Annotated in this window: 16 protein-coding genes and 3 tRNA genes; 3 read left to right on the top strand and 16 right to left on the bottom strand. The window is 55.8% G+C overall.

The genetic code is table 11. The features are described 5' to 3' along the window. Positions 1 to 7: 7 nt before the first annotated feature. The 14 genes from tssG to ACW5XD_RS07825 form a co-directional block, all read right to left on the bottom strand. Positions 8 to 1006: a type VI secretion system baseplate subunit TssG gene (gene tssG / locus ACW5XD_RS07890; protein WP_456494409.1), complete on the bottom strand. Its 999-nt coding sequence runs from the start codon at positions 1004 to 1006 to the stop codon at positions 8 to 10. Beyond that, positions 970 to 2736: a type VI secretion system baseplate subunit TssF gene (tssF, locus tag ACW5XD_RS07885; protein WP_456494408.1), complete on the bottom strand. Its 1767-nt coding sequence runs from the start codon at positions 2734 to 2736 to the stop codon at positions 970 to 972. The genes tssG and tssF overlap by 37 nt, the downstream gene beginning before the upstream one ends. 3 nt (positions 2737 to 2739) lie before the next feature. Next, a complete protein-coding gene (gene tssE / locus ACW5XD_RS07880; RefSeq protein ID WP_456494407.1) occupies positions 2740 to 3171 on the bottom strand; it encodes a type VI secretion system baseplate subunit TssE in 432 nt (143 codons plus the stop codon). Between the two features lie 6 nt (positions 3172 to 3177). Next, a complete protein-coding gene (gene tssC, locus ACW5XD_RS07875) occupies positions 3178 to 4656 on the bottom strand; it encodes a type VI secretion system contractile sheath large subunit (RefSeq protein WP_456494406.1) in 1479 nt (492 codons plus the stop codon). 38 nt (positions 4657 to 4694) lie between these two features. Then, positions 4695 to 5198 carry a type VI secretion system contractile sheath small subunit gene (gene tssB, locus ACW5XD_RS07870; protein WP_456494405.1) on the bottom strand — a complete coding sequence of 168 codons (504 nt, stop codon included), beginning with the start codon at positions 5196 to 5198 and terminating at the stop codon, positions 4695 to 4697. A gap of 711 nt (positions 5199 to 5909) precedes the next feature. Then, entirely contained in the window at positions 5910 to 7184 is a 1275-nt protein-coding gene (locus tag ACW5XD_RS07865) for a tetratricopeptide repeat protein (protein WP_456494404.1), read from the bottom strand. 221 nt (positions 7185 to 7405) lie between these two features. After that, positions 7406 to 7918, bottom strand: coding sequence for a hypothetical protein (locus tag ACW5XD_RS07860; protein ID WP_456494403.1), 513 nt, complete (start codon positions 7916 to 7918; stop codon positions 7406 to 7408). Further along, entirely contained in the window at positions 7918 to 12840 is a 4923-nt protein-coding gene (locus tag ACW5XD_RS07855; RefSeq protein WP_456494402.1) for an RHS repeat-associated core domain-containing protein, read from the bottom strand. Before ACW5XD_RS07855 ends, ACW5XD_RS07860 begins: the two co-directional genes overlap by 1 nt. Beyond that, entirely contained in the window at positions 12837 to 13568 is a 732-nt protein-coding gene (locus ACW5XD_RS07850; RefSeq protein ID WP_456494401.1) for a DUF4123 domain-containing protein, read from the bottom strand. The genes ACW5XD_RS07855 and ACW5XD_RS07850 overlap by 4 nt, the downstream gene beginning before the upstream one ends. Next, positions 13558 to 15603 (bottom strand): type VI secretion system tip protein TssI/VgrG, encoded by a 2046-nt coding sequence (tssI, locus tag ACW5XD_RS07845; protein ID WP_456494400.1) that lies wholly within the window; start codon positions 15601 to 15603, stop codon positions 13558 to 13560. Before tssI ends, ACW5XD_RS07850 begins: the two co-directional genes overlap by 11 nt. A gap of 286 nt (positions 15604 to 15889) precedes the next feature. Continuing rightward, entirely contained in the window at positions 15890 to 16408 is a 519-nt protein-coding gene (gene hcp1, locus ACW5XD_RS07840; RefSeq protein WP_456494399.1) for a type VI secretion system effector Hcp1, read from the bottom strand. Positions 16409 to 16915: 507 nt separating this feature from the next. Next, complete coding sequence (locus tag ACW5XD_RS07835) at positions 16916 to 17758, bottom strand: SDR family NAD(P)-dependent oxidoreductase (RefSeq protein WP_456494398.1); 843 nt, start codon at positions 17756 to 17758, stop codon at positions 16916 to 16918. Between the two features lie 61 nt (positions 17759 to 17819). Further along, positions 17820 to 18182, bottom strand: coding sequence for a hypothetical protein (locus ACW5XD_RS07830; protein ID WP_456494397.1), 363 nt, complete (start codon positions 18180 to 18182; stop codon positions 17820 to 17822). Between the two features lie 8 nt (positions 18183 to 18190). Continuing rightward, positions 18191 to 18724 (bottom strand): 2,4'-dihydroxyacetophenone dioxygenase family protein, encoded by a 534-nt coding sequence (locus ACW5XD_RS07825; RefSeq protein ID WP_456494396.1) that lies wholly within the window; start codon positions 18722 to 18724, stop codon positions 18191 to 18193. A 127-nt stretch (positions 18725 to 18851) separates the two neighbouring features. Between ACW5XD_RS07825 and ACW5XD_RS07820 the strand changes: the two genes are divergently transcribed. Next, positions 18852 to 19898 carry an AraC family transcriptional regulator ligand-binding domain-containing protein gene (locus tag ACW5XD_RS07820; protein WP_456494395.1) on the top strand — a complete coding sequence of 349 codons (1047 nt, stop codon included), beginning with the start codon at positions 18852 to 18854 and terminating at the stop codon, positions 19896 to 19898. A 148-nt stretch (positions 19899 to 20046) separates the two neighbouring features. Here ACW5XD_RS07820 and ACW5XD_RS07815 read toward each other — a convergent pair. Both ACW5XD_RS07815 and dauA read right to left on the bottom strand, forming a co-directional pair. Then, a tRNA-Ser gene (locus ACW5XD_RS07815) sits at positions 20047 to 20134 on the bottom strand. 182 nt (positions 20135 to 20316) lie between these two features. Further along, positions 20317 to 22053, bottom strand: a complete 1737-nt coding sequence (dauA, locus tag ACW5XD_RS07810) for a C4-dicarboxylic acid transporter DauA (protein WP_456494394.1) — start codon at positions 22051 to 22053, stop codon at positions 20317 to 20319. A gap of 567 nt (positions 22054 to 22620) precedes the next feature. Between dauA and ACW5XD_RS07805 the strand changes: the two genes are divergently transcribed. Together ACW5XD_RS07805 and ACW5XD_RS07800 are read left to right on the top strand one after the other, a co-directional pair. After that, positions 22621 to 22696: transfer RNA gene (locus ACW5XD_RS07805), tRNA-Asn, on the top strand. A 2-nt stretch (positions 22697 to 22698) separates the two neighbouring features. Further along, positions 22699 to 22774, top strand: a tRNA-Asn gene (locus ACW5XD_RS07800). The last annotated feature ends 215 nt before the right edge of the window (positions 22775 to 22989 follow it).

Here is a 22989-nt window from a genome sequence, read left to right as displayed (position 1 = left end):
CCTGCACTCATTCCTGCACACAAATGGTCACGAACGGGTCACTCGGCGGTTGACCGAGAAAGGTACTCCACCCCAGGCGCGCACTCTGTTCCTCACCCAACCGCAACCCCCGGGCCTGCTCCTGGCCGAAGCCAAGTCGCAGATCCCAGGCCAATTGGTCGCGCAGGATGAAGGAGACAAAGGTCACCAGAGCGTGAAAGTGCTCCCCGTTCGGGAGAAACCCGAGAAACTGACTAAAACTCAGGTCATTGATCTTCAATAAAAACTTTCCGGCACAGTCGTTCACCTTGTCGCCGATGACGAAGTCATCCCCCAGAGTGGCGCAAGCACCGCCCAGCCGGTTTTGCTGATCCTGCTGAATGGGCACCTTGCGCCACTGCCAGGCACTCACCTTCACATCCACCAGATCGAAACAGTGTGCCACCAGACCGGCCACCACCTCGGGGGAGCGGCTGGGGCTCGCCAGCATGCCCGCGTAAGAGAGCATCTTGGCGCGGTTGACCGGCAGACTCTGACAGACCGCCTCGTTGCCGAGCCCCACCAGGGCAAACATCAGGCGAGAAAAACCATCCTCGCCGTTGTCCTGAAATCGCACGTGATAGCGATACTTGCGCCAGATCCTGTGCAGCAGGGTCAGCAGGCGGTGATGGAAGAAGTCCAGAAACAGACCCAGCTTCTGCTCTCCTTGCGCGTATTCCCACGCCAGCGAGTCCAAGTAATAGCCGGGCATCGGCGACTGACTGCCATGCAGGCCGAGGAAGGCCACCTCCAGCTCATGACGCCCCTTGCCATCCCGACCTATCTGCAATACGTCGCTGGTGGGGAAGCCCAGCGATGCTGTCGCCTTGAAGCGGATATTTTCGTCACTTGGCAGATGATCAAGGCCGCGCTCCTGATCGGTACCATCCAGCCGGTTGAGCAGCTCAACCAGCTGGAAGAAGTTGAAGCGAGGCGCGTCTCCGGCGGAGGTCACATCAGGGAGTGCTGACCGATCTGGACTGGCCATTGATAGCGCTCCTTGTTGTCGAGATTGACCACCTCAAGCAGGTGGAAGGCGTTGACACTGGCGTACAGCGAGAAGAAGTGCGCCAGCACGGTACTGAACAGGTAGAGCTCCCCTTCGCTGCCAAAGGCGGATTGGCGAATGGAGAGTACCGACTTGAGCCCGCGCACCGGCATGCCCCGCACCAGACGGTCGACCGGGGTGGTTTCGATCTCCTCGATCCCCGCCAGCCGCTTGCGTGACGCCTGTTCCGCCTGCTTGTCATGCAGCGCAGGAAAATCATAGGTGCGCAGCACCTGCACCAGCGCATCCCGCCGCAGCAAGGAAACGTAGTTGAGGGAAAGATTGGAGATGAGGGTCCAATGCAGGCTGCCATCGAGTGCCGGGCGCAGCGGCCGGGTCGGCCTGATCAGGTTGCGAAAGGTGGCAAACGAGGGCGCGCTGCCGGTCGGCACACAGATGCTGCCGACCTTGAGGCGAGCCGCGCGGGAACGATTGGTACAGGTGAGGGTGACAGAAATGGATTCGTCCAGATCGACCGTAGTGGTTTCATCCCCGCGCACGAACGAGAGGCTGTGTTCAAACCCGTCACCACTGACCGCTTCCTTGACCCGCACCCGATAATAAAGCGCCAACCTGTGTTTTGCCCGCTCAATCTGGTGCTGAAAACTCTCAAACGGCTGATAGATGCGCGGTGTGCCGCGGGAGCGCCCCAGGTTGCCCTCGACCCAGCCCTCGACCTCATCGACCGAGAAGATCTCGAAGCTGTCCGCATGGCGATAGCTCGCCTTGAGCGGGTACTCCGCCTGACGGCCATTGAGGTTGACGGGCTCGCTGTCGTGCTGGAACAAGTTGATGGCCGGCACGCAGTTGAGCATGAAGGAGTCGGGGCGGATCTTGAGCTCAGCTGGCAGGGGCCGATCGAAGCAGAAATGGATCTTGAATTCACTGACCGGCAGCGGCTGCGTCGGCCACTCGCCGCCTGAGAGTTCAAAGAAGAGGAAGCTTTCCGGAAAGCAGAAGTATTCCTGCAGGATCCGGTAGCCGGAATAAACGTTGTTCGGATAGGGCAGGAGCGCATCGTCACGCTCGAAGCCAACCGATTTGAGTGCCTTGGCCTCCTGACGAAAGCGCTTGCCATCGATCTCCAACTCGATATGAGAGAGCTGGTTGGATAGCCAGAAGTAGAGCTCATAGGCGGTATAGCTGTCGCCACCGAGGAAAAAACGCAGCTTGTCCAGCTGCAGTTCACTCAGTGGCAAGGGGGCATGCAGCGCGATATCCAGCGAGATGGTGGAGAGATCGTTACCACTTTGCGCCGAAATATGGCGAACATCTGCCGGATAGACCCAGGTATCGTGACAGGTCTGAAAATGACAGGTCACTTCATCGATAGGCAGGCTGTCGAGCTGACAGCCCTGCCTGACCAGCGCCGGTTGGGCGATGGCTCCCGGAATGACCGAAAACTGCATGATGGTCATGCTGGGTACGGGGCGCAGATAGTTGGGCCAGAGCATATTGAGCAGACCATGAGTCAGCTCGGGAAACTCATCCTCGATCTTGGCGCGCAGATTGCCCGTGAGAAACGCAAAGCCTTCCAGCAGGCGTTCCACATCCGGGTCGGTATTCTGCTCCGACAGAAAACGGGTGAGTTCGGGATAGGCATCGGCAAATTCGCGCCCTTGCAGACGCAAAAATGCCAACTCATCCCTGAAGTAATGTTCCAGCGACATTGATCAGACCATGCGGTAGTGACGGTGACTGTCCATATGGACGTTAAACGAGGTAACGTGCTCGATATGCTCCAGTCTCACGTGGGCCGTCACCAGAAACGACATCTCAAGCGGACTCGCCTGATGGTCAGGTGAACGCACATCCACATGAATGATCCGCGGTTCATAATGGCGGATACATTGCCGGATCGCCTCACGGATCCGCCCCTTGATGTCCGCACTGCCCTGAGTGGCGTCATTGAGATCGATGACACCCAGCTCGGGAGCACTGCGGCAATTACCGGGACGGGTATTGAGGACCTGCTCGAGCTGCCGTTTGACAGATGCAATCAATTCCTCAGATTCCGTGCGGGAGGAGGAAGCAAGTCCCTCCCCCCGGATACGATCAAACAGACTGGCCGCATTTCCTCTATCCCAGGAAGAGAGATACGGCATCGGGCATTATTCCTTGTCCAGTCGACCCACCAGAGACAGCTCGAAGCTGGCTCCCATGTACTTGAAGTGCGGGCGTACGGCCATGGCAACCTGGTACCAACCCGGCTCACCTTCTACGTCCAGCACCTTGATCTGGGCTGCGCGCAGCGGACGACGGCTGCGGACGTCTGCCGGCGGATTCTCCTGATCGGCAACATACTGCTTGATCCAGCCATTCAGTTCACGCTCCAGATCCTGACGCTCCTTCCAGGAGCCAATCTGCTCACGCTGCAACACCTTGATGTAATGCGCCAGGCGATTGATGATGAACATGTAGGGCAGTTGGGTGCCCAACTTGTAGTTGGTTTCCGCTTCCCGGCCTTCCTTGGTGTTCGGAAACACCTTGGGTTTTTGCACCGAGTTGGCAGAGAAGAAAGCCGCATTGTCACTGTCTTTGCGCATGGTCAGAGTGATGAAACCTTCTTCTGACAACTCATATTCACGACGGTCGGTGATCAACACCTCGGTCGGGATCTTGGCTTGCAGCTGACCCATGGCCTCATACACATGCACCGGCAGATCATGGATGGCACCACCGCTTTGCGGGCCTATGATGTTCGGGCACCAGCGATACTTGGCGAAGCTGTCGGTCAGGGAGGTTCCCATCAGATAGGCGGTGTTGCCCCACAGGTAGTGGTCATGATCCGAACTGATATCTTCCTGATAATTGAAACCCTTTATGGGATTTTCGGTCGGATCGTACGGCAAACGTGCCAGGAAACGCGGGGCGGTCAGACCCAGATAGCGGGCATCCTCCGACTCGCGCAGTGCACGCCACTTGGTGTAGGACGGGCCTTCGAAGACCGATTTGAGATCCTTGATGGAGGACAGATCGGTAAAATTGTCAACGCCGAAGAAGGCAGGTGCAACCGAGGATATGAAGGGAGCGTGAGCCATTGCGCCGACGGCGCTGACATACTGCATCAGCTTGATATCGGGTGAGCTGTGAGTGAAGGCATAATCACCAATCACGGCACCGACGGGCTGCCCGCCAAACTGACCATAACCGCTGGAATAAACATGCTTGTAGAGACCAGACTGGGTAATTTCGGGTGAAAACTCGAAGTCTTCCAGCAACTCTTCTTTAGTCGCATGCAACACCTGGATCTTGATGTTTTCACGAAAATCTGTGCGATCTACCAACAACTTGAGTGAACGCCAGGAAGACTCCATCTCCTGCAATGCATTGGCGTGCAGGATCACATCCATCTGTTTGCTCAGCTTCTTGTCGAGCTCGACAATCATGCTGTCTACCAGCGCCTTGTTGACAGGATCGCTTGTGGTACCGTTATCAAGGATATTGGCGATCAGGGCGGCAACGCCTTGCTTGGCGACACTGTAGCCTTCATCGACCGGGGTGATGCGAGCCTGCGCCATGATTTCGTCCAGCAAGGACGAGGGGACGGCACTCGCCCCCGCTTGAACCTGTTCTTCGACCAAAGACATGTTTTATTCCTTTCTCGTCAATCAATCCAACCAGCCGATCACTCGGCAGGCTTAATCAAATCCAGCTCCTTGAGCAACTGCTCACGAGCCTCATCACTGGACAGCAGATCCTGCAAACGATTGCGGAAGGAGGGAATATTTCCCAATGGTCCCTTCAGTGCAACCAGGGCTTCACGCAATTCCAGCAGCTTGCGCAACTCGGGTACCTGCTGAGCCACGCGGTCAGGGGTGAAGTCCTCCAGAGACTGGATTTTGATCGAAACCGGCAGCTCGTCCTGGCTGTTTTCCTCCAGGCGATTGGGAACGGAAAACTGCAGTTCCAGCGCTGATTCTTTCATGACGGAAGAGAAATTATTCTTGTCGATGGAGACGGTCTGACGCTCCTCGAGAGGGGTTTCCTCAGTACGGCCCTTCATATTGCCAACCACCATCATGGTCAACGGAAGTTCTATTTCCGCCTGCTGACCACCAGTTGCCGGTACATATTTGATATTGATGCGTTCTTTGGGCGCAACAGTGGCGCCATCAATTCCTTTTCCCATGCTCTAAATACCAAGTTAAGGGTCAACCAAGACCCTAAAGCTTATAGCCAACGCCCTTACCAACAACTGTCAAAAATGACAGTTGACCGAACCATCGAAAGATTCAGTGATAAGTTCATTAGCTGACGACACACTTTCGACACATTCAAGCAAAAGCTCTAATAATCAAAAGCGCAATATGCGTCTTGTTATCTATAACAACAACCCGATCGCCTCTACTCTTTGTTAGAGGTCATTTTGGCTTATGTGCCATTTGCGACAAATGGTATATTTATATATTTACCCACGTCAACACGACATTAATAAATTTCTACAAAAAACAAATAAAACACAATAAAAACAACAACTTACAATCAACCGCAAAAGAAAAATTAAAACAATCAGCATACCTGCTTGATATGTGAAATAAAAAATTAAAGAAAAATTCAAATATGAAAAAAGCAACTAAATTTGTTTATTTGCGCGCGGACACGACAAAAGCTGACACAGTAAATTACGTAAGCCACACACCACTGACGTCAATAATTGGCGCATGACGTAAAACCTCTCTGGCATTGATGATAGACATTCGTAATGGATAGCCTTATCTGCACACTGGGAATAATAAAGTTAATGTTCAATAAAGCCTTTTGACAAGTTTCATTTTATTAACCAAGTGACAAATCATTTAATGATACAAATCAACATGATGGTCTACCCTATTGGCTTCTGCTACTGAGTAAACCAGTGCTGAGCCAGTTTCTGACCGGCACTCTTTTCCTTTTCTGTCATGCCTTGCTCAAGCTCATCACGCGCCTTGGTAGCATCATTGTTACCATCCGTAGCCGCGAGCAGATACCACGCATAAGCATGCAGCCGATTGCGAGGCGCCCCCAATCCCTGCTCACGCATCATCCCCATGCGATACTGGGCCGATCTATGACGGGCGTTGGCAGCCAATCGATACTGTTTGAGGGCTTGCGCATAATCCTCTTTGCCTCCCAGACCAAGCCTCAGCATCTCACCATAGGCATAGCGGGCATCCACATTGCCTTCACCAGCGGCAAGGGAAAGGCTCTGGCGAGCCGCCTTCAGCTCTCCCCTCTCCTGCTGCAAGACTGCCAGCTCAAGCTGAGCCTGACTCACCCCACCCGCGGCGGCCAGGGTCAGCCAATGTTCACGGGCAACCGCATCCGTCTGCTGCAGGCTCAACTGGTATTCGGCCTCATGGAAGCCCTGGCCTGCGGCCAGCTCCAGCCAGTACCGGCCCAGCGCCAGATCCTGAGGCACCTGTTCACCCGCCAGATAGGCCTGCCCCAGCCACAGCTGAGCTGATGGCGAACCCGCATTGGCGGCACGCTGATAAAGGGGAAACGCCTCTGTCGTATTTGCTTGGCGAGCCAGAGTCAACAAGGCATCCGGCTGCTGCTGGGCGGCAGCCTTTTCATACCAACGCTGGGCAAGGTCGGGGCGCTTGCTCACCCCCTTGCCCTGCTCATAACGCAGGCCGAGCCGATATTGGGCGTCACGATTCCCCTGCTCGGCGGCCTTTTCCAGCCACTGAACCGCATCGGCATCGGCGTCGGGCTGGCTGGCGTACCACTCACCCAGAACCAACTGAGCACCAGCATGATCCCGTTTGGCAGCCTGCTCGAACCAGTCGAGACACGCGCTCACCAGCTTATCCTGGTGCTGACGCTGGCACTCCTTGCCAAGTTGATAGCTGGCGTCCCAATTGCCCAGCTTGGCCGAACGCTGCCACCAGTCATGGGCCAGCCTGGGGTTCTTGGGCTCACCCAGTCCCGCCTGATACCAGCTCCCCACCTGCAGCGCCGCCTTACCACGAATATCGGCATCCGCCGCCAAAGGCCCGGTTTGCTCCGCGGCCTGCTTCATCCAGCGCATGGCCTCTGGATAATCCGGCTTGGCAACCAGACGATTGGCCAGCTCATATTGCGCCTTGCCCTGGCCCTGCCGGGCGGCTTGCTGAAGCTCCTGTTTTGTCATAGGAGCAGTGGCACAACCAGCAAGCAAGCTTGTAGCAATTGCCAGCAAGATACTTTTTTTATTCATTTATATCTCTGATGAATTAAAGAATGACTTTTATATAAACGTTACAAATAAACCCCTGCTCTTACATCTAATAAGTGCAAATTCATAAATAAAAAACCTCAGTGTCCCAGCAGTATACTCCCCCAAGAATTTAAAGACTTTTATTGCAATAAGATTCACCCTCCTCTAACTAACTCATTCAGCCTATGTTTTAATAACAAACAGCCACCAGATTGAGGATAAAATCTATTTATAGCATAACAAGGCTCGGAACCATTGTTAATGTCATTAAAAAAACCTTCCTGAGAAAAGTCATCATCAATACGTGATAAATACTTTTTGGATACTGTATGGAGAGGGCCACCTGGTATAAATAAGTCACGATCAATCTCTCCATCATCATACATACATCGATTGAATGCTAATATGTTACACAGAAAATGATAAAGATCATGGCGAGTAGTATTTAACGAAGAAACAAAAACCGAGAAACCATTTACAAACTCACTCATAGATATCAGGTTTTTATTTACATACTCCCCTAATAGTAGGGACATTGAAGCTCCATATTGATGAATATCTCTATCTCGATCTCTATAAAGGAACCGGCCCTCTCCTTTAAAAAAGGAAACTGGGTTCGCGATGAATTTTTCAACAAATTCATTATCTCTATATCTAGCCTGCAACATCACAGTTTCTCCCAAGAACCAAACAGGTTGGCCATTTCTTCCATACTACCACCATGATGCACATTTTCAGAACCTACCAGAACAGACTCTCGTGTTCCTCCTTTAGTTTTCCCTCCTGGCACCCACTGATTTGGATATGCACCACCTTCATTACCTGTCGGCATATTGTATTGAAAACGACTGTCGCCTGGTTTAATGCGAATATAATATATATCCTTTTTAGCCAGCCTAGCTAAAACATGTGCATCATCACCAACGCCTAATGCAAGAGCTCTATCAAGATAGCGCATTCTATCCGTTCTATCTGATATGGCACTTGCCTTATTGAAAATATCTTCCATTTCACTTTGCAAGCCAACAAATTTATTAGCGGGAAGTGACCTATATTCCTTACTCCACCAATCACCAAATGAAAAGAAAGCTCCCCCCTGGTCTTCAAATAATTTTCCATGAGCACTAACATATTCATCCGGAAGATATGAACGTGGATTTTCCGGTCGATTACCACGCTCCAAGTTGATGACTTCATCATATTTATTTTGAGTCATCGGTATGTCATCAGGTTTCACTGCATTAGCCGTATTATTTGGCTTCTTTAGCACTGAATTAGTATCTGGACATACACCATCCACCCCCGTAAGACCCAATGGATCGACCCAACGAAGAGGATTGAGACCATAACGATAGCAATTCAAACCGCCTAATAATCCCACCGGGTCGGGGGTGATAAATCTACCAGTGTCGGACTGATAGTAACGGTGACGGTTATAATGCAGCCCAGTCTCTTCGTCGTAATACTGGCCCTGGAAGCGCAGGGGGGTCTCTACCTCGGCCAGCTCCTGCTTCCAGACGTTGCCATAGGCGCGATAACGCACCTGCCAGGCGGTGTGGCCGTCGTGATGAGTCAGGGCCAAGGGAGTACCCAGATGATCCAGCTGGTAGTGATAAACCTCGGCCTGATCCCCCTCTCCTTCCAGCTGTACCAGCGGCTTGAAGCTGCCCGGCTCGTAGACAAAGCTGCGATAGATGCCGTCGCTGCGGCTCTCGGCGATGAGATTGTTGGCCTGCCATAAGAACTCGGTCACCAGCTCGGCGCCCTGCCCTTTCTGCCCATTGAGCGTCTTGCGAATGCGGCGACCAAAGGCATCGTAGTCGTAGCGGGCTGTGCTGCCATCAGGAAGCTCGACCGCAATCAGCTGATGCTGACAATCGTACTCATAGCGGGTCACCAATGATTGGCCCTTGCCGCGTCGTTCGACGGCCAGACGACCAAATTCGTCATATTCAAAGTGGCGATCGCCACTGAACAGCAGCCGGTTACCCTGGGTTCTCGCAGGCTCGAATTGAGCCCCCTGAGTCTGGCTCAACAGGTTGCCCGCCGGATCGTGCAGGAAGCGTTCGGTCAGCTCACCGCGCACCTCCAGCAACCGATCCAGCGGGTCGTAGCGGTAGCGCTGCTCCCCTTGCACGCTGTCATTGATCTGCAGCAGGTTACCGGTGCGGTCATAGCCGTAACGCCGCTCACGGGCGGTCCGCTGCTCACGCTGCAGGCGCAAGGCGGTCAGACGCCCCTGCTCGTCGTATTCATATTGCTGGGTCAGCACCCCCTGGCGGCGGCGCATCTCCAGCCCGGCCAACATCTGGTGACGAGTCAGCTCATTTCCATTGAGATCGACGCCACTCAAGGCACCGTTCAGATAGTGGTAATCGAGACGATTGCCGTCCGGCAGCCGCCACTGGGCGAGCTGCCCCATGACGTCGTGCTGGAAGTAGCTGGAAGCCCACCCCTGATGCTCGGCAACCAGATTGCCGCCCCTGTCATATTCAAAGGCAAGCGGCCAGACGCCATCATGGACCTGGGTCAGCTGGCCATGCTGGTCATAGGAGAACTGGATTTCACGGCCATCCGGCAGCAGCTTCCTGAGCAGTCGCCCCATGGCATCACGCTCATAGCGGGTAACCAGCTCTGTCCCCTGCCTGCCAAATTCCACCTTCTCACCGAGGTGACCATTGAGATCGTAGCGATAGGCGGTGGTGCGGCCATCAAAACCGGTTTCCCGCTCAACCAGCCCGTTGGGGGCGTAGTGGATGCGGTGCTGCTCGCCGTGTTCATTCTCGATCTCGCTCAGGAACAGCTTGGTATTGTCGTAGCGATACTTGAGTTCACTGCCGTCGGGGTTGATACGCCGGCTCACCAGATGCAGGCCCGGATGATATTCGAAACGGGTCTCGCGCCCCTGCTCATCCCACTGCGCCGTTACCTTGCCATAAGGGTTGTATTCGAAACGGCGGCTACCACCGCCTGGCAGATGTACGGCCAGCAAGCGATCGGCGGCATCCCACTCATAGCGAGTAATGGCCCCGCGCGGGTCGCGCACCAGGATCTGGCGACCCCGTTCATCATAGCGCCAACGGGTGATGCCGCCGTCGCCCCCCCTCTCTTCGATCAGTTGGCCAAGGCGATTCCAGACCAGTTCAACACGGCTGCCATCGGGTTGCGCCACCCAGCTGAGTTTGCCCTGTGCCGTGTAGCCATAACGGGTCTGCCGACCGAGGGGATCCACTCTGGCAACCACATCGCCCTGCTCGTTGCGCTCGAAACGCCACTCACGATCCCCTTGTACGACTTTGCGAACACGGCCATCCCAGTAGCTGTAGGCCGTCTGGTTGCCATCCGGGGCAACCTCGAGGGAGAGCAAACCCGCATCGTCATACTGATACCGGGTCTCGCCCCCCAGGGCATCGCGAGCCAGCACCTTCTGGCCCTTGTCGTTGTAAACAAATTCAGTGACTGCACCGTCCGGATCCTGCTGGCGCACCAGGCGGGCATTGCTGTCATGCTGGTAGACCTCCAGGCTGCCGTCGGCGTTGTTGACGGTCACCTCTCCCTTGTCATCATCCCAGCCATAGCTGACATCGAAGCGGGCGACGTCGCTCCAGTGACGGATGGCGCGAGCGCTGCTCCCCTCACCTTCCCACTCCCAGAAGAAACCGGCCCCACCCGCGAGACGACGCTCCAGGATCACCCCATCGCTGCGATAACGATAATGCTCCCTCTCTCCTGCCCCATTTTCGGCGGCCACCAGATGGCCAGCGTCATCGTAGTGATAGCGCTGAAGGGTGGCCTGCGGCTGCCAGTTGATGCCATCGAATCGCTGCAACTCGATGGCGGTGAGACGACCTTCTTGGTAGACGAGTCGCAGGGCCAAGCCACCATCGTGCTCAACCCAGCAGGGGCGACCCTCGGCATCCGGACGCACTGTCAGGCGATTGCCATAGACATCCGACATCGCCGTCAATCGGCCTTCATTTCCCTGCCAGATAAAATGCAGGAAGGGGGAGCCGGCCTTGGCCAGGATCACCTCATCGGTTTGATCCCCCAGGTAGGCTGCCGCCTCCGACACCCGGTTGGTTATCATGGGCTTCGTTGTCGACGGCAGCGGCAGCTCGACGGCTAACGACTCGTTATCACGCCAGATCAGGGTCTCACCGCGGCGTTCGAGCCGGTGTGCCAAAGAGTGACTCCAGCCAGGTCCCATACCGCAGTGCTGCTCTACCGCCGAAGTTCGGTAGAGGCGACCAAAGGTAAAGGGCAGCAGGCCGGGCAGCAGCGCATCTTCCAGCGCCAGCAACTCCTCTCCTGTCACCATGGAGACAGGGCAGTTGTTCTTGCAGGTCTGTGCCTCAGGTTGGCTGGATTGACCGGATGGCGTTTTTGCCGGTGTGGACACATCCGGCGTACTGTTGACCTGCTGGACCTCGGTATGAGACTGGAATTTTCGCTTGGCGGCCGTCGCTTGCTCGACCTGAGTCAGGACCTTGCCATCCCCTACCAGATTGAGATCGGCCTTCTTGGCCGGATTGAGTTTGGCCACACCGGCCGTCAGTACCTTCTTGGCGGTCTGGGCATGCTGGGCCAGATTGTGCTTCTTGGAGAGCGTGACCAGAGAGGTCACTAGGCGCATCACCCGATCGCTGTTCTTGGCCATGGAGACGGTCTTGGCACCGTAACGGGCCGCCAGGCCGGCGCCGCCAGTCAGCACCACACCGACGATGACGTCTATCAGCACAGAGGCGATCACCTGGGCGCCAAACTCGGTCTGCTGATCCGGCGGCAGCAGTTTGACCCAGCTCACCAGGGCATAGGCATAGAGATAAAGCAGAGCCTCATCCTGCAGCACCAGCATGGCCGCCTCCATCTGGGAGGCACCCGCCTCCGCCATGGCGGCGGCATCGACGCCGAACTCGGCCAGTTTCTTGGCATTACCCACCGGATCGGCCAGCAGTTCGTAGATGGTCTTGAGATCATCCCATACCCCGACCAGGGCTTTACCAATGCCGCTGGCTGCGGCCAGGGAATGACTGCCAAATCCGGCACCGGTCGTGCTGTAACGGCCCCAGGCGGCCTTGTGTTCGCCGTTCCACTCCTGAGTGAGCCAAGCTTCGAGGTCTTTTTGTACCGGCGCATAGGATGCAAACAGCGCATCGAGATCGCTCTTCTTCACATTGGGATAGAAGGTCACCCGATAGGATTTACCCGGGGTGAGCTTGCCTATCTCGGCAATGCCCTTGGCATCCAGGTTGCCCTCCTTGACCACGGCCTCGGGGATGAAACCCGTTCTGCTCATGTTGCCGGCTTCCACCTTGTAAGGGGTATTTCCAATGGGGATGAAGCGCACAGACTCGAACAGATGGACCAGGCGCAAAGTGCCGCTGAGCGGGCACTGGGTTACGACAGATTGGGTTTTACTGCTGCTGGATGAGGCTTTGATCGTCTTGTCGCCGACCTTGATGGTCTGCTCCATGTCCATGCCGAGCATGTCGCCGAGAAAGAAACTCTCCGCATCCTTGCGGTACTCTTTCAGGGCATTGCGATAGTCGGCAAGTACCTGATTGAAGACGGCTTGGCCGGCATTGTTCATGCTTGCACCTCTTTGCACAGCGCAGCTTCAAGCGCCGGGAATAATTCGGAATCACTTAAGGGATTGCGTGCGACAAAGCGGGCAACCTTGAGTCGTAAATTGGCTTCGGGAAAGGACCAGTAGAGCTGGCCATTCTGATCGGCAAGCTGCTGCATCAGGTTGTTGACAAGGGGGGCTGGATCTCGTTTCGCCAGCGCCGCGGCCAACGATTTGGGCAGGCTCCACCAAGGGAAAGGGCGTGGCGCCAAGGGCTCTGAAGGGGCCCATTCAAAGGCTCTGCCACAGATCCAGAGCTCACGCAACTCGGGCAACAGGGAGGTAAAGCGATCCCCCAGTTGTTCGATGATCGACGCCAGGTAAACGCCATCCCAGTAACGAAAAAACACCGCCTCCCCCTGGTGCAGGATCTGGGTCAGCCCTTGCAGATGGGCATAGAGTGTGTCGGCGGGTTGCGCCGTAGAGAGCAGAAATCCCCAATCACGGGCCGAGGTGCTGGACGCCCACTCCAGAAAGGCACTGCCCTCATCCAGTGCCACCAGATAGGGCATGACGGGGTGCCAGTCTGCATAGGCAGTGCCGAGATAGAGGCCACGGGGGGTATGACGGCCATCCAGCTGGTAGTAGTGCTGCAAGGGGGCGGCATCGCTGGCCCCCGCCAGCACGGCATACAGAGGGAATGAGCTGTGTGTGCCGACCCACTCGGGTAACGAGATGATCTCAGATCTCACAAGCCCCCTCCTTGCACTTCTCGCACTCCTCACAGAAAGGAGCCGCACTCTTCATGGTGGCGAGCTGAGCCGGGCTCAGCGGCACCTTGGGTGGGGGAGGCACGGTAACCCCCTGGGGATCGATGGGAGACTTGCCCGCCCAACCGGAGCCCGAGCCCGGGCTGCCGCCGGAATTCATCTTGATGGTGGGGCCGACCAGGGTGACACCGCCGCCATCGACCTTGATAAAGCAGCCGCCGACCTTGACGGTAATTTCAGATCCCGCTTCCAGCACCACCTTGGCACCGGCTTTGACATGCACTTCTTGGCCGGCCTGGGTGAGCCAGCTCTGCCCGAACTTCTGGTGCATGGACGCATCCACCGTCAGCGAATAGTCCCCCTTGATCTGGCCGCGTTTTTCGCCCTCTACCGTCAGGTGGTCATTGGCCTTGATGCGGGTCACCCGCTCATTGTCGATGTCCCTATGCTCGTCATGCTTGATATGCCAGGCCGCATCGTTCTCGATAAGCAGGTTCAGGTCTTTCTGACCGTGGATGTAGATCTCTTCCTGGCCCGCCAGGTCTTCGAAGCGCAGCTCGTTGAAGCCCTCCCCCTGATGGGTCTCGGTGCGCAGCACGGTGCGGGTCTTGTGGGCCGGCAGCTCGTAGGGCGGCCTGTTGGTGGCGTGGAAGGTGCGACCCGTGACAATGGGCTGGTCCGGGTCCCCTTCAAGGAAGGAGACGATGACCTCGTGGCCGATGCGCGGGATGGCCATCATGCCGTACTGACCGCCCGCCCAGCCCTGACTCACCCGCACCCAGCAGGAGCTCTGGTCGTTGGAGCTGCCGTATCTGTCCCAGGGGAACTGCAGCTTCACCCGACCGTGCTCGTCGCAGTAAATCTCCTCCCCCTCCGGGCCCACCACGATAGCGATTTGCGGGCCGTCCACCATGGGCCTGTCGGGCGCTTCCTGGCTGCCAATACGGGCCCGCCAGGTAGTGCTCGCTTTCACCACCCCAAACTCGTTGTAATAGACGGTGGGCCCACTGCCCCCCTCCTCTTCCAGCGCCTGGGGCTGCAATCCGGTGTGGCTGACGCGCACCACTTGCCAATCGGCATTGAGACTGCCGTTCGGGTGCTCGGTAAGGGCGAAAGTCTGCCCCGGCAGCAGGGCCGCGCAGTTGGACTTGCCACTACCGGTGACGGCGTCGTTGCGCAGGGCATCGAGTCGGTGCTGGGCAAAGGCCTTACCGCTCGGGTCCAGCTTGTAGCGGCCCGGGTAGTCGAAGTGCTGGTAGCTGTCGCGCTGATGGGAGAGCTCCGCCCCCACCTTCTGGTGGGAGAGGCCATAAGCCGGGGTCTTGAAGCTGTAGTCCTTGAGCTCCAAATCCGAGGGGCGCACCGCCTCCCGGTAGTGGAACTGACGCACATAGGGCCCTTGTTCCAGCGAGCGGTTGCCCAGGTTGAAGAAGAGCTCGGGGCCGGCGGTCAGGGCCGCCGCGTCGTCGGCGAACACCACCCTGTGCTTGCCCTGCTCGAACTCGTGGAAGTAGAACAGCCCCTCTTCGGCGGCGAGGCGATTGACGAAGTCGAGGTCGCTCTCCCGATACTGGACGCAGTATTCCCGCTTGGCGTGCTCGTTCTTGAGCGCAAAGGCGTAGTCGGTGATGCCGTGCTCTTGCAAGAGGATGGAGAGGATTTCGTCGGGCTTCTGCGCCTGGAAGATACGGGAGTTCTGACGCAAAGAGAGCCGCCATAGGGCAGGTTGCACCCGCAGCTGGTAACGGGTACGGCGAAAGCCGCTGTCCCCTTGAGCAAAGTCACTCACCACCCCGCACACCCGGCGCTGCAGCTCGCCGTTGTACCACACCAAGAGCTCGCAGGGCTGGTCCAGCACGGCGCCGAAATCCACGTCGGGCTCGGGGCTTGCCAGCTCGAGGCGCAGGCGAAATGGCTGGTTGAGCCCCTCTTCCAGGGCAAACTCCGCCACCACGAAGGTGCTCTCGGGCAGCACCCCCACCTTGACGGTAAATTGTAATCCTGTGCTGTCGGCCATCGGTGAACGCCCCTGAGATGTCATGCGGCCCCGCACATTCGGGAGCCATTCAAACCGTGTGAGAAATCCGCCATCGCCCCGGCGTTTCTGACACCATGGCTACCGCACGCCCTTGACGGCGTGCGGCAAGACGTGAACTCGTCCTTTTTCTTGTGCCCGCTTGCGCAGAGCAAACAGACATAAGAAAAAATCGCTGGATGGAAATGCGGATAACAAGCGACTGCAGGTACTCGTCAAATACGCAGATGACAAAAGGGCACCGCAAGCAGTGCCCTTGTGTGTCCCGTTACGCTTCGAGCGGCGCGCGCCAGTCGTCTGCCCCCGAGGTGCCGGCAACGGTGTGCTCCCAGTCGATCTTGCGATAGGCCAAGGAGACCTGCAGCAACTGGGTGAAGTCGGACTTCGCTGGATCCTGGCAATGAGGCATCTGACAGTCGATATCGACGATGGTGGCATCGGTCAGCACGGTGGAGAAGAAGTGCTCCTGCTTGCCCTCGATGGAGGTGCGGTACCACTTCAGGGTCACTTTCGGCAGCATCTCGCCGGAGGCCAGGGAGTTGTACATCAGCGGCACGGCTTTGTTCAGCGCGACGGTGAACTTGAACGGCTTGTGGACACGCTGGCCAGCAGGCTGACCGGATTGCGGGTCAGTCGGCACGGTGACAACGTGCTGGAACTCTTGTACCAGCATTTCGTCTTCGTGACCTTGTACGAAGATGTTGCCGACGGAGTCGGAAGTGAAGGCACCGGCGGTGATATTGCCCTGAGTTTTACCTTCGATGCTGATATAACATGGAGTTGGCATGGGTATACTCCTGATAGATTGGTGAAATGAGATAGCACTCGACCAAATCTATTAGCAGTGACCATGCCAAACATTTTCCACATATAAAACAACCAGTTAACTACAACCCACATTCGCCACCCATCTTAATGGCGCAATTAGTTGCGTAATTGGAATATATCCCTACAAAACATTGCACTCTTGGTTATTGAGACCAAGATGAACGCAACTTTTTGCTCATGACAGAGTTTGCAACTGCCCGCTATCACGCTCACTCATGAGCAGGTTCCACGAGGGTTGTTTCCCAAACCAACGCGGCGTGAACGGAACGAATAGAAAGCGTGATGATCTGCTCATCACCATTCCCTTCCAGTCAGCATCATTGGCAAGTCGTGTCACTCGGTAACTTCCCCGAAAGTCCGGGGCACTCATAGCGCCGAATCATCTGGCACCCCCGTTTGATGTAACAGAGCCAAACAGGGTCTGGGTAAACAAACATTACCTATAGTTTTCGCTCTCGTTTTAGGGTTATGGGGCCCGCTGACGAGTCTGTTTCTGTTCTTGGGCATAGGCTCTGGCCAGATTGCGATCAACCAGCCAGTGAAAAAAGCCGGTGCATTTGCGTGCTAGCGCCCGGGTGAATTTGGCCCTGAAACCGGGAGTAATCATAAACTGGCGCTTTCTCAGTCCAGCAAGGATCCCGGCCACGGCGTCCTCAACACAGAGGACACCGGCAAACTCATTCAGTGTCTTGGTGATGGGGTTACCATGCTGACGTTCATAAGCCAGCAGTGGGGTTTGTATTTCGCCTGGGCATATTACGGAAACATCTATGCCCAGTAGCTTCTGTTCAGTTCGTAACACCTCAGCCAGTCCGACCACACCAAACTTGGACGCGGCATAGGCCGCTTGGGTATAACTGCCGACTACCCCTGAAAGTGATGCCACCAGCGCCAGGTGTCCCCCCCTCTCCATGTGTTTTAGTACCTCGGCTGAGAAATTTCGGCTACCGAGCAAATTGACTCTGATCACCTGCTCGAAGGTGGCATAAGACATCTCGGTGAACACGGCAGTGCGCAGAATACCGGCACAATTACAGGCAAAATCCGGTGCACCCAATTTGGCAACAGCCTTGCCTATGGCCATTTCTATCACCAATGGGTCTGTGATATCCACTAACAAAACGATAACTTGCTGGTTGCCGTTGCAAAGATCGCGCAATTGCTCAAGTACTTCATCGCTGACTTGCAAGTCAAAAAGCGCGACACTGGCGCCATCGGCCAGCAAGGCTTTGGTGAGGCTCAAACCTATGCCACTGCCACCGCCGGATATATAGGCCCTCTTGGGAGCCCCATACTGCCAATTCTTCATGTGTTGCACTCTTGTGTTTTTTTTTATGCAAAGGCAAGCCTGAGCAAAACTGCGAAATACGTCATGCTTGCAATATTTGCTGGCCCTTACGGGTGGAAAAATGCGCCTCCAATTCCTTCATGGCAACCTCAAAGGGCATTACCGGCGCATAGCCCAGCAGGCACCGACTCTTTTCAGTGGAAAACACATTGGGTCCACCTGTCAGTCGATAAGCCTGCCGCGTGATCAAGGGGCGCTGCAGCTGTCTCAGCAAGTGCCCGACAATCTCAAGCGTTGGAGCCAGTGCCCGCACCACAAAAGTGGGGCAAACTCCTGGGAGCCAGTACCCCAGCGGCGTTGGCGAGGCAATGCACCATTGGTGTACCAGATGGCGGCCGATGAAGCCGCCTGCACCGATAACAAACGCGGTGGTCAAGTGGCTCATTGGGACCCTTATTCGCCAATCACGATGACTTTGTCGCAGCTCTTGCCTTCCAATGAGCAGAGTGCACGGTAAGCGGCGAGGATCTTCTTGGCGTCTATGATGCTGACCACATTACCCTCGGCATTGATGTTGACGTTGCTGCCAAAGATGGCAAACCAGACCACCGCATCTTCCTTGGCATCCGGGGAAACGGTCAGGGTATGGATCGAATGAGCTGGCTCGAACAGATAGGAACCCGCCTTGTTCACTTTGTCCGGATACTCTTGGTAGAACCACTCGCCCGACTGGGTGACCGCATAGACCGGCCCCGTGTGGTAGTGAGTGTCTACGCAAAAACCTGGCTTGAACCTGTTGCGTACAATCCACAGATTCTGATTGAGGTCTACATGCAACACTTGCAGGGTTGAACCATCTGGTAGAGACACATGAGGTAGGTCTGCATCAAGCAGCAACGTCGCCTCGCGCGCATCGTCACGTGCCACCACAGGACCCGCTTGCATGGTCATCAAGAGTTCCATTGCCGCATTTTGTATATCGCTCATCATTTTCTCCAAGGTAGTTGTTGATGGTGCCGCCAAAAACCGCAGCGAAAATGATTTTAGTCAGGAAAGGTCATTGATAACTTGACAATATATGACACTCATTTGATATCTAGTGACTGATCTAGGTGTGTTATTAGAGGACGAGCGATATGTCATGTTTTTAATACGCAGCGGTGCTATTGAAGGTTTCGAGAAACTTGTCAGCCAGCTGGGCAAAAATCCCGTCGAGATTTTGCATCAAGCAGGCTTCAGCCCTGCTCAATTACGCCAGCCCAATACCTACTTGGCTTATCCTAACTTGGCGACGCTATTGGATATCAGCGCCCACCTTTGCCAAGAGCCACGGTTCGGTTTGCGACTGGCGGTCGGCCAGAATCAGCTGGTCTTCGGAGAATTGGCCTTGTCCAGCCATCAGCAGCCGAGTCTCGGAGAGGCATTGGCCTTTGCTGGCCAACACCTTCATTTGCATGCCCACGGCTCACGTCTGATAAAACACCACCATGACGATCAAGTGGAGTTTCACATCGACTTTGATTTCAGTAGCCCCATGGGTTTAGTGCAACTGATGCAATTGAGCTGCGCCCAGCTCCATAGTGCTGTCCGCTATCTGGCAGGAAATACAAGTCCGCAACTTCAGTTACACCTGCAGCAGGCGAAACCGACAGCGGGATCATGGTCAGGCGGCGATCAGCCGATATTCAACAGTCATATGAATGGTGTGCGCTTCCCAGCCAGTTGGTTGGTACTCAAGCCGCGTCCGGATGAAACGCTGATCCGCGAGTATTTTCAACAGCGGATCCAATACCTTGAAGCCCATTATCCCAACAATCTGCAAGCGCAAGTTCGCGATGTTATCAACAGCTTGCTACCCAGTGGCGAATGCACTGTTTCAAGGGTCAGCGCCGCTCTTGGCCTGCACAGCCGCGCACTACAAAGACGTCTTAAACTGCAGGGCAGCAGTTTTAACACACTCTTGCAGGACACTCGTTTGGAAATTTCTCAGCAATATTTGCAGTGCAGCCGGCTCAGTATCACCGAGTTGGCACTGAACCTAGGCTATGCCGATATTGCAGTGTTCAGTCGCAAGTTCAAATGTTGGACCGGTTACTCGCCACGCCAATGGCGCGAACTACAACGCACAGAGAGAATCGATAATAAAAGCCAGTGGGTTTAAACCCCTTGCGCATCAATGATGATTATCCAGAGTAATTCAACGAGGTCGCATACCAGCCCACATCTAATGTAATGGCCTGCTGAACGACATATCAAAAAATTCAGACAAAGAAAAACCCCAAGTGATTAAATCACTTGGGGTTTTCGTTTGGCGGTGAGGGAGGGATTCGAACCCTCGATACGTTGCCGTATACACACTTTCCAGGCGTGCTCCTTCAGCCACTCGGACACCTCACCAAATTTTTCTCACATTTTCAGGTGCCTGAGTTGCACCATCGCTTGCTGGTCATGCTGCGGCGACGGGGCGTAATGTAAGGGATGCAGTATCTTGTGGTCAACGCAATTTTGCGGTTTTCAGTCTGTTTGCTCAAGAACCGAGCCAACTGTGCAAAATCTTGTCACTCCTGCATCCCATTTGATCATGTTGCCGGCTGTTCGTGGCTGTGTTCGCCTTTCAATGCCTCTTCCAGCGAGCCATAAAACTCCAGCTGACCGGGTACGGGACGCACCTTGGCGCGCGCCAGAGTTTTGAGCGGCTGAAACTGCAATTCAGCGACCCGCAGTTGCACCCCGGCCTTGGCCATCTGCTTCTCAAATTGCAGGAAGGCGGAGAGGCCCCCCGCATCCAGAATGGAAACGGCCTCCATCTGCAATACCAGCAGCTTGTGTCCCTTGACTTGGGCCACCAGCTCGCCAAAGACCCGCTCGGCGGCGGCAAAGAACAAGGGACCGTTGATCTTGTAGAGCAAGGCGTCTGACGGTACTTCGTGGGCATAACGTTTGTGATCCGCCAGATCGTGCAGCTTGGTCATCTTGGCGATTTCACGCATGAACAGGAGTGAGGCCAGGATCACCCCGAAGGTGATGGCAATCACCATGTCGAAGATGACGGTGAGCGATAGGCAAACCAGCAGCACCAGCACGTCGGATTTGGGGGCGCGACGTACCAGCTCCACCACTTTGTGCGCCTCGCTCATGTTCCAGGCGACGATCAGCAGCAGGGCCGCCATGGCCGAGAGCGGCAGCCAGGAGAGCCAGGGCGCCAGCACCAGGATGGCCGCCAGCACCACCAGCGCATGCACTATGCCGGAGATGGGAGAGGTCGCCCCCGCCCGCACGTTGGCGGCGGAGCGGGCAATAGCGGCGGTAGCTGTGATGCCGCCAAAGAAGGGGGCAACTATGTTGCCAAGCCCCTGCCCCACCAGCTCGGCGTTGGAGCTGTGTTTGCGGCCGGTCATGCCGTCCAGCACCACGGCGCAGAGCAGAGATTCGATGGCTCCCAGCATCGCCATGGAGAATGCGGCGGGGAGCAAGCGTTCGATAGCGGCAAGGTTCCACTCAACCGGTGAACCATCCGGCCCGGGTAGAGCCCACGGCATCACCAGGGTCGGGGCTATGGGCGGGATCCCCATGCCCTGAGTGCCATCGGCCAGGGTATAGCTGAACTTGCTACCGATAGTGGCCACATCAACCCCGAAATAGTGCAGACCAAACCCCAGTCCCACCCCCACCAGTACGGCGGGCAGGTGACCGGGAACCGGCAACCGCAGCCGTGGCCAGAGCAACAACACGGCCAGTGTCGCAATCCCGACGAGCGTATCTCCCCATTGCCAGCTTGGCAGGGCATGGACCAGCGCTTCGACCTTGCCAATATAGGTCTCTGGCATCTCGGTTATATGCAGACCGAAGAAATCCTTGATCTGCAAGGTGGCGATCACGATAGCGATACCACCGGTAAAGCCCAGCGTTACCGAGGGCGGAATATATTCGATGAGGCGCCCAAGTCGGGCCACCCCCATGGCCACTAGAAAGAAACCCGAGATCAGGGTCGCCATCAAGAGGCCGCCCACGCCAAATTGCTGGGCCACCGGATAGAGGATCACCACGAAGGCGGCAGTCGGTCCCGAGATGGAGAAGCGGGAGCCGCCGGTCACGGCGATGACGATGCCGGCTATGATGGCGGTGTAGAGACCATGTTGTGGCGGCACACCACTGGCAATGGCCAGTGCCATGGCCAGCGGAATGGCGATGATGCCGACCGTGATGCCAGCGATCAGATCGCGACCAAAGCGGGGAAGGCTATAAGGTTCATCAATACAGGATTGGCGTAAAGCAATGGCCAGCTTCACGCTTTGCAAAGGAGCTTGGTTGTGCATGTATGTCGTAATACCAGAAGAGGGAGACAAAGGCCGGATTGAACCGGCGCCCGATCATCATCAAGGGCCGGCAGAGCTGTCGACACGGCGATGGTATCCTGAGCAACCATACCTCAGCCGATGAAATATTTCGATGGGTGGGATCAATGAATGACAGTTACCACGCAAAATTGCCGTTTATTCTCACATATCCCCGACTTTTCTCACCATTACGCCGATCTTTCACTTCGCCTGCTAACTAAATTTTGATGGTGCCCAGCACGCTCCGCCGATCAGCCACACCGCATCCTGCCGAGTCTGCGTCATGGTTTCATTTCTTTGGCACAATACGCCGCCATTCAACGAGCCACCCGTGTGACTCGCCATTGAGGGCGGCCAGTCACGGATGTGTCAAAACGAAAAAGTGGCAGGCAAAGGTCCACTTCAAGCTGCTGATTGTGCTGAAAATAGTCCACAACGACCAAGTTTTGGGCAAACAGGCCCATATTCCATTTTTGCGTCGGGTCGCGGGTTGACACTCGGTCAACAGGCTATTAATATCCGCACCGTCTCAACGAGACAGGCAATTCCTCCTTAGTTCAGTCGGTAGAACGGCGGACTGTTAATCCGTATGTCACTGGTTCAAGTCCAGTAGGAGGAGCCAATTCCCTCGTAGTTCAGTCGGTAGAACGGCGGACTGTTAATCCGTATGTCACAGGTTCAAGTCCTGTCGAGGGAGCCAAATTCCAAAGCCCAGTCTCAGGACTGGGCTTTTTTATGCTTGTCATATGTATCTCGCTTGCTCTGTGTCGCGGGCGTATCAGGTCGTCTTGGCCCTCACACTCCCCCCATAGGTTGCCGCACGGCACAACCCGATATATCCCCCATATCAAGCCCCAGTGACAACGGGTGGCCGTTGACACAGTACAGGACGAAAGTCTGTCCACAATTAATACC

The organism is Aeromonas enterica, assembly GCF_054052465.1.
This window is presented reverse-complemented; position numbering and strand designations above follow the sequence as displayed.

Coding starts and splice junctions, on each gene's coding strand:
- tssE (WP_456494407.1), bottom strand. CDS start 3,171: ATGCCGTATCTCTCTTCCTGGGATAGAGGAAATGCGGCCAGTCTGTTT.
- tssF (WP_456494408.1), bottom strand. CDS start 2,736: ATGTCGCTGGAACATTACTTCAGGGATGAGTTGGCATTTTTGCGTCTG.
- ACW5XD_RS07860 (WP_456494403.1), bottom strand. CDS start 7,918: ATGTTGCAGGCTAGATATAGAGATAATGAATTTGTTGAAAAATTCATC.
- tssC (WP_456494406.1), bottom strand. CDS start 4,656: ATGTCTTTGGTCGAAGAACAGGTTCAAGCGGGGGCGAGTGCCGTCCCC.
- ACW5XD_RS07830 (WP_456494397.1), bottom strand. CDS start 18,182: ATGAGCCACTTGACCACCGCGTTTGTTATCGGTGCAGGCGGCTTCATC.
- ACW5XD_RS07825 (WP_456494396.1), bottom strand. CDS start 18,724: ATGAGCGATATACAAAATGCGGCAATGGAACTCTTGATGACCATGCAA.
- hcp1 (WP_456494399.1), bottom strand. CDS start 16,408: ATGCCAACTCCATGTTATATCAGCATCGAAGGTAAAACTCAGGGCAAT.
- ACW5XD_RS07835 (WP_456494398.1), bottom strand. CDS start 17,758: ATGAAGAATTGGCAGTATGGGGCTCCCAAGAGGGCCTATATATCCGGC.
- tssG (WP_456494409.1), bottom strand. CDS start 1,006: ATGGCCAGTCCAGATCGGTCAGCACTCCCTGATGTGACCTCCGCCGGA.
- dauA (WP_456494394.1), bottom strand. CDS start 22,053: ATGCACAACCAAGCTCCTTTGCAAAGCGTGAAGCTGGCCATTGCTTTA.
- ACW5XD_RS07865 (WP_456494404.1), bottom strand. CDS start 7,184: ATGACAAAACAGGAGCTTCAGCAAGCCGCCCGGCAGGGCCAGGGCAAG.
- ACW5XD_RS07855 (WP_456494402.1), bottom strand. CDS start 12,840: ATGAACAATGCCGGCCAAGCCGTCTTCAATCAGGTACTTGCCGACTAT.
- tssB (WP_456494405.1), bottom strand. CDS start 5,198: ATGGGAAAAGGAATTGATGGCGCCACTGTTGCGCCCAAAGAACGCATC.
- tssI (WP_456494400.1), bottom strand. CDS start 15,603: ATGGCCGACAGCACAGGATTACAATTTACCGTCAAGGTGGGGGTGCTG.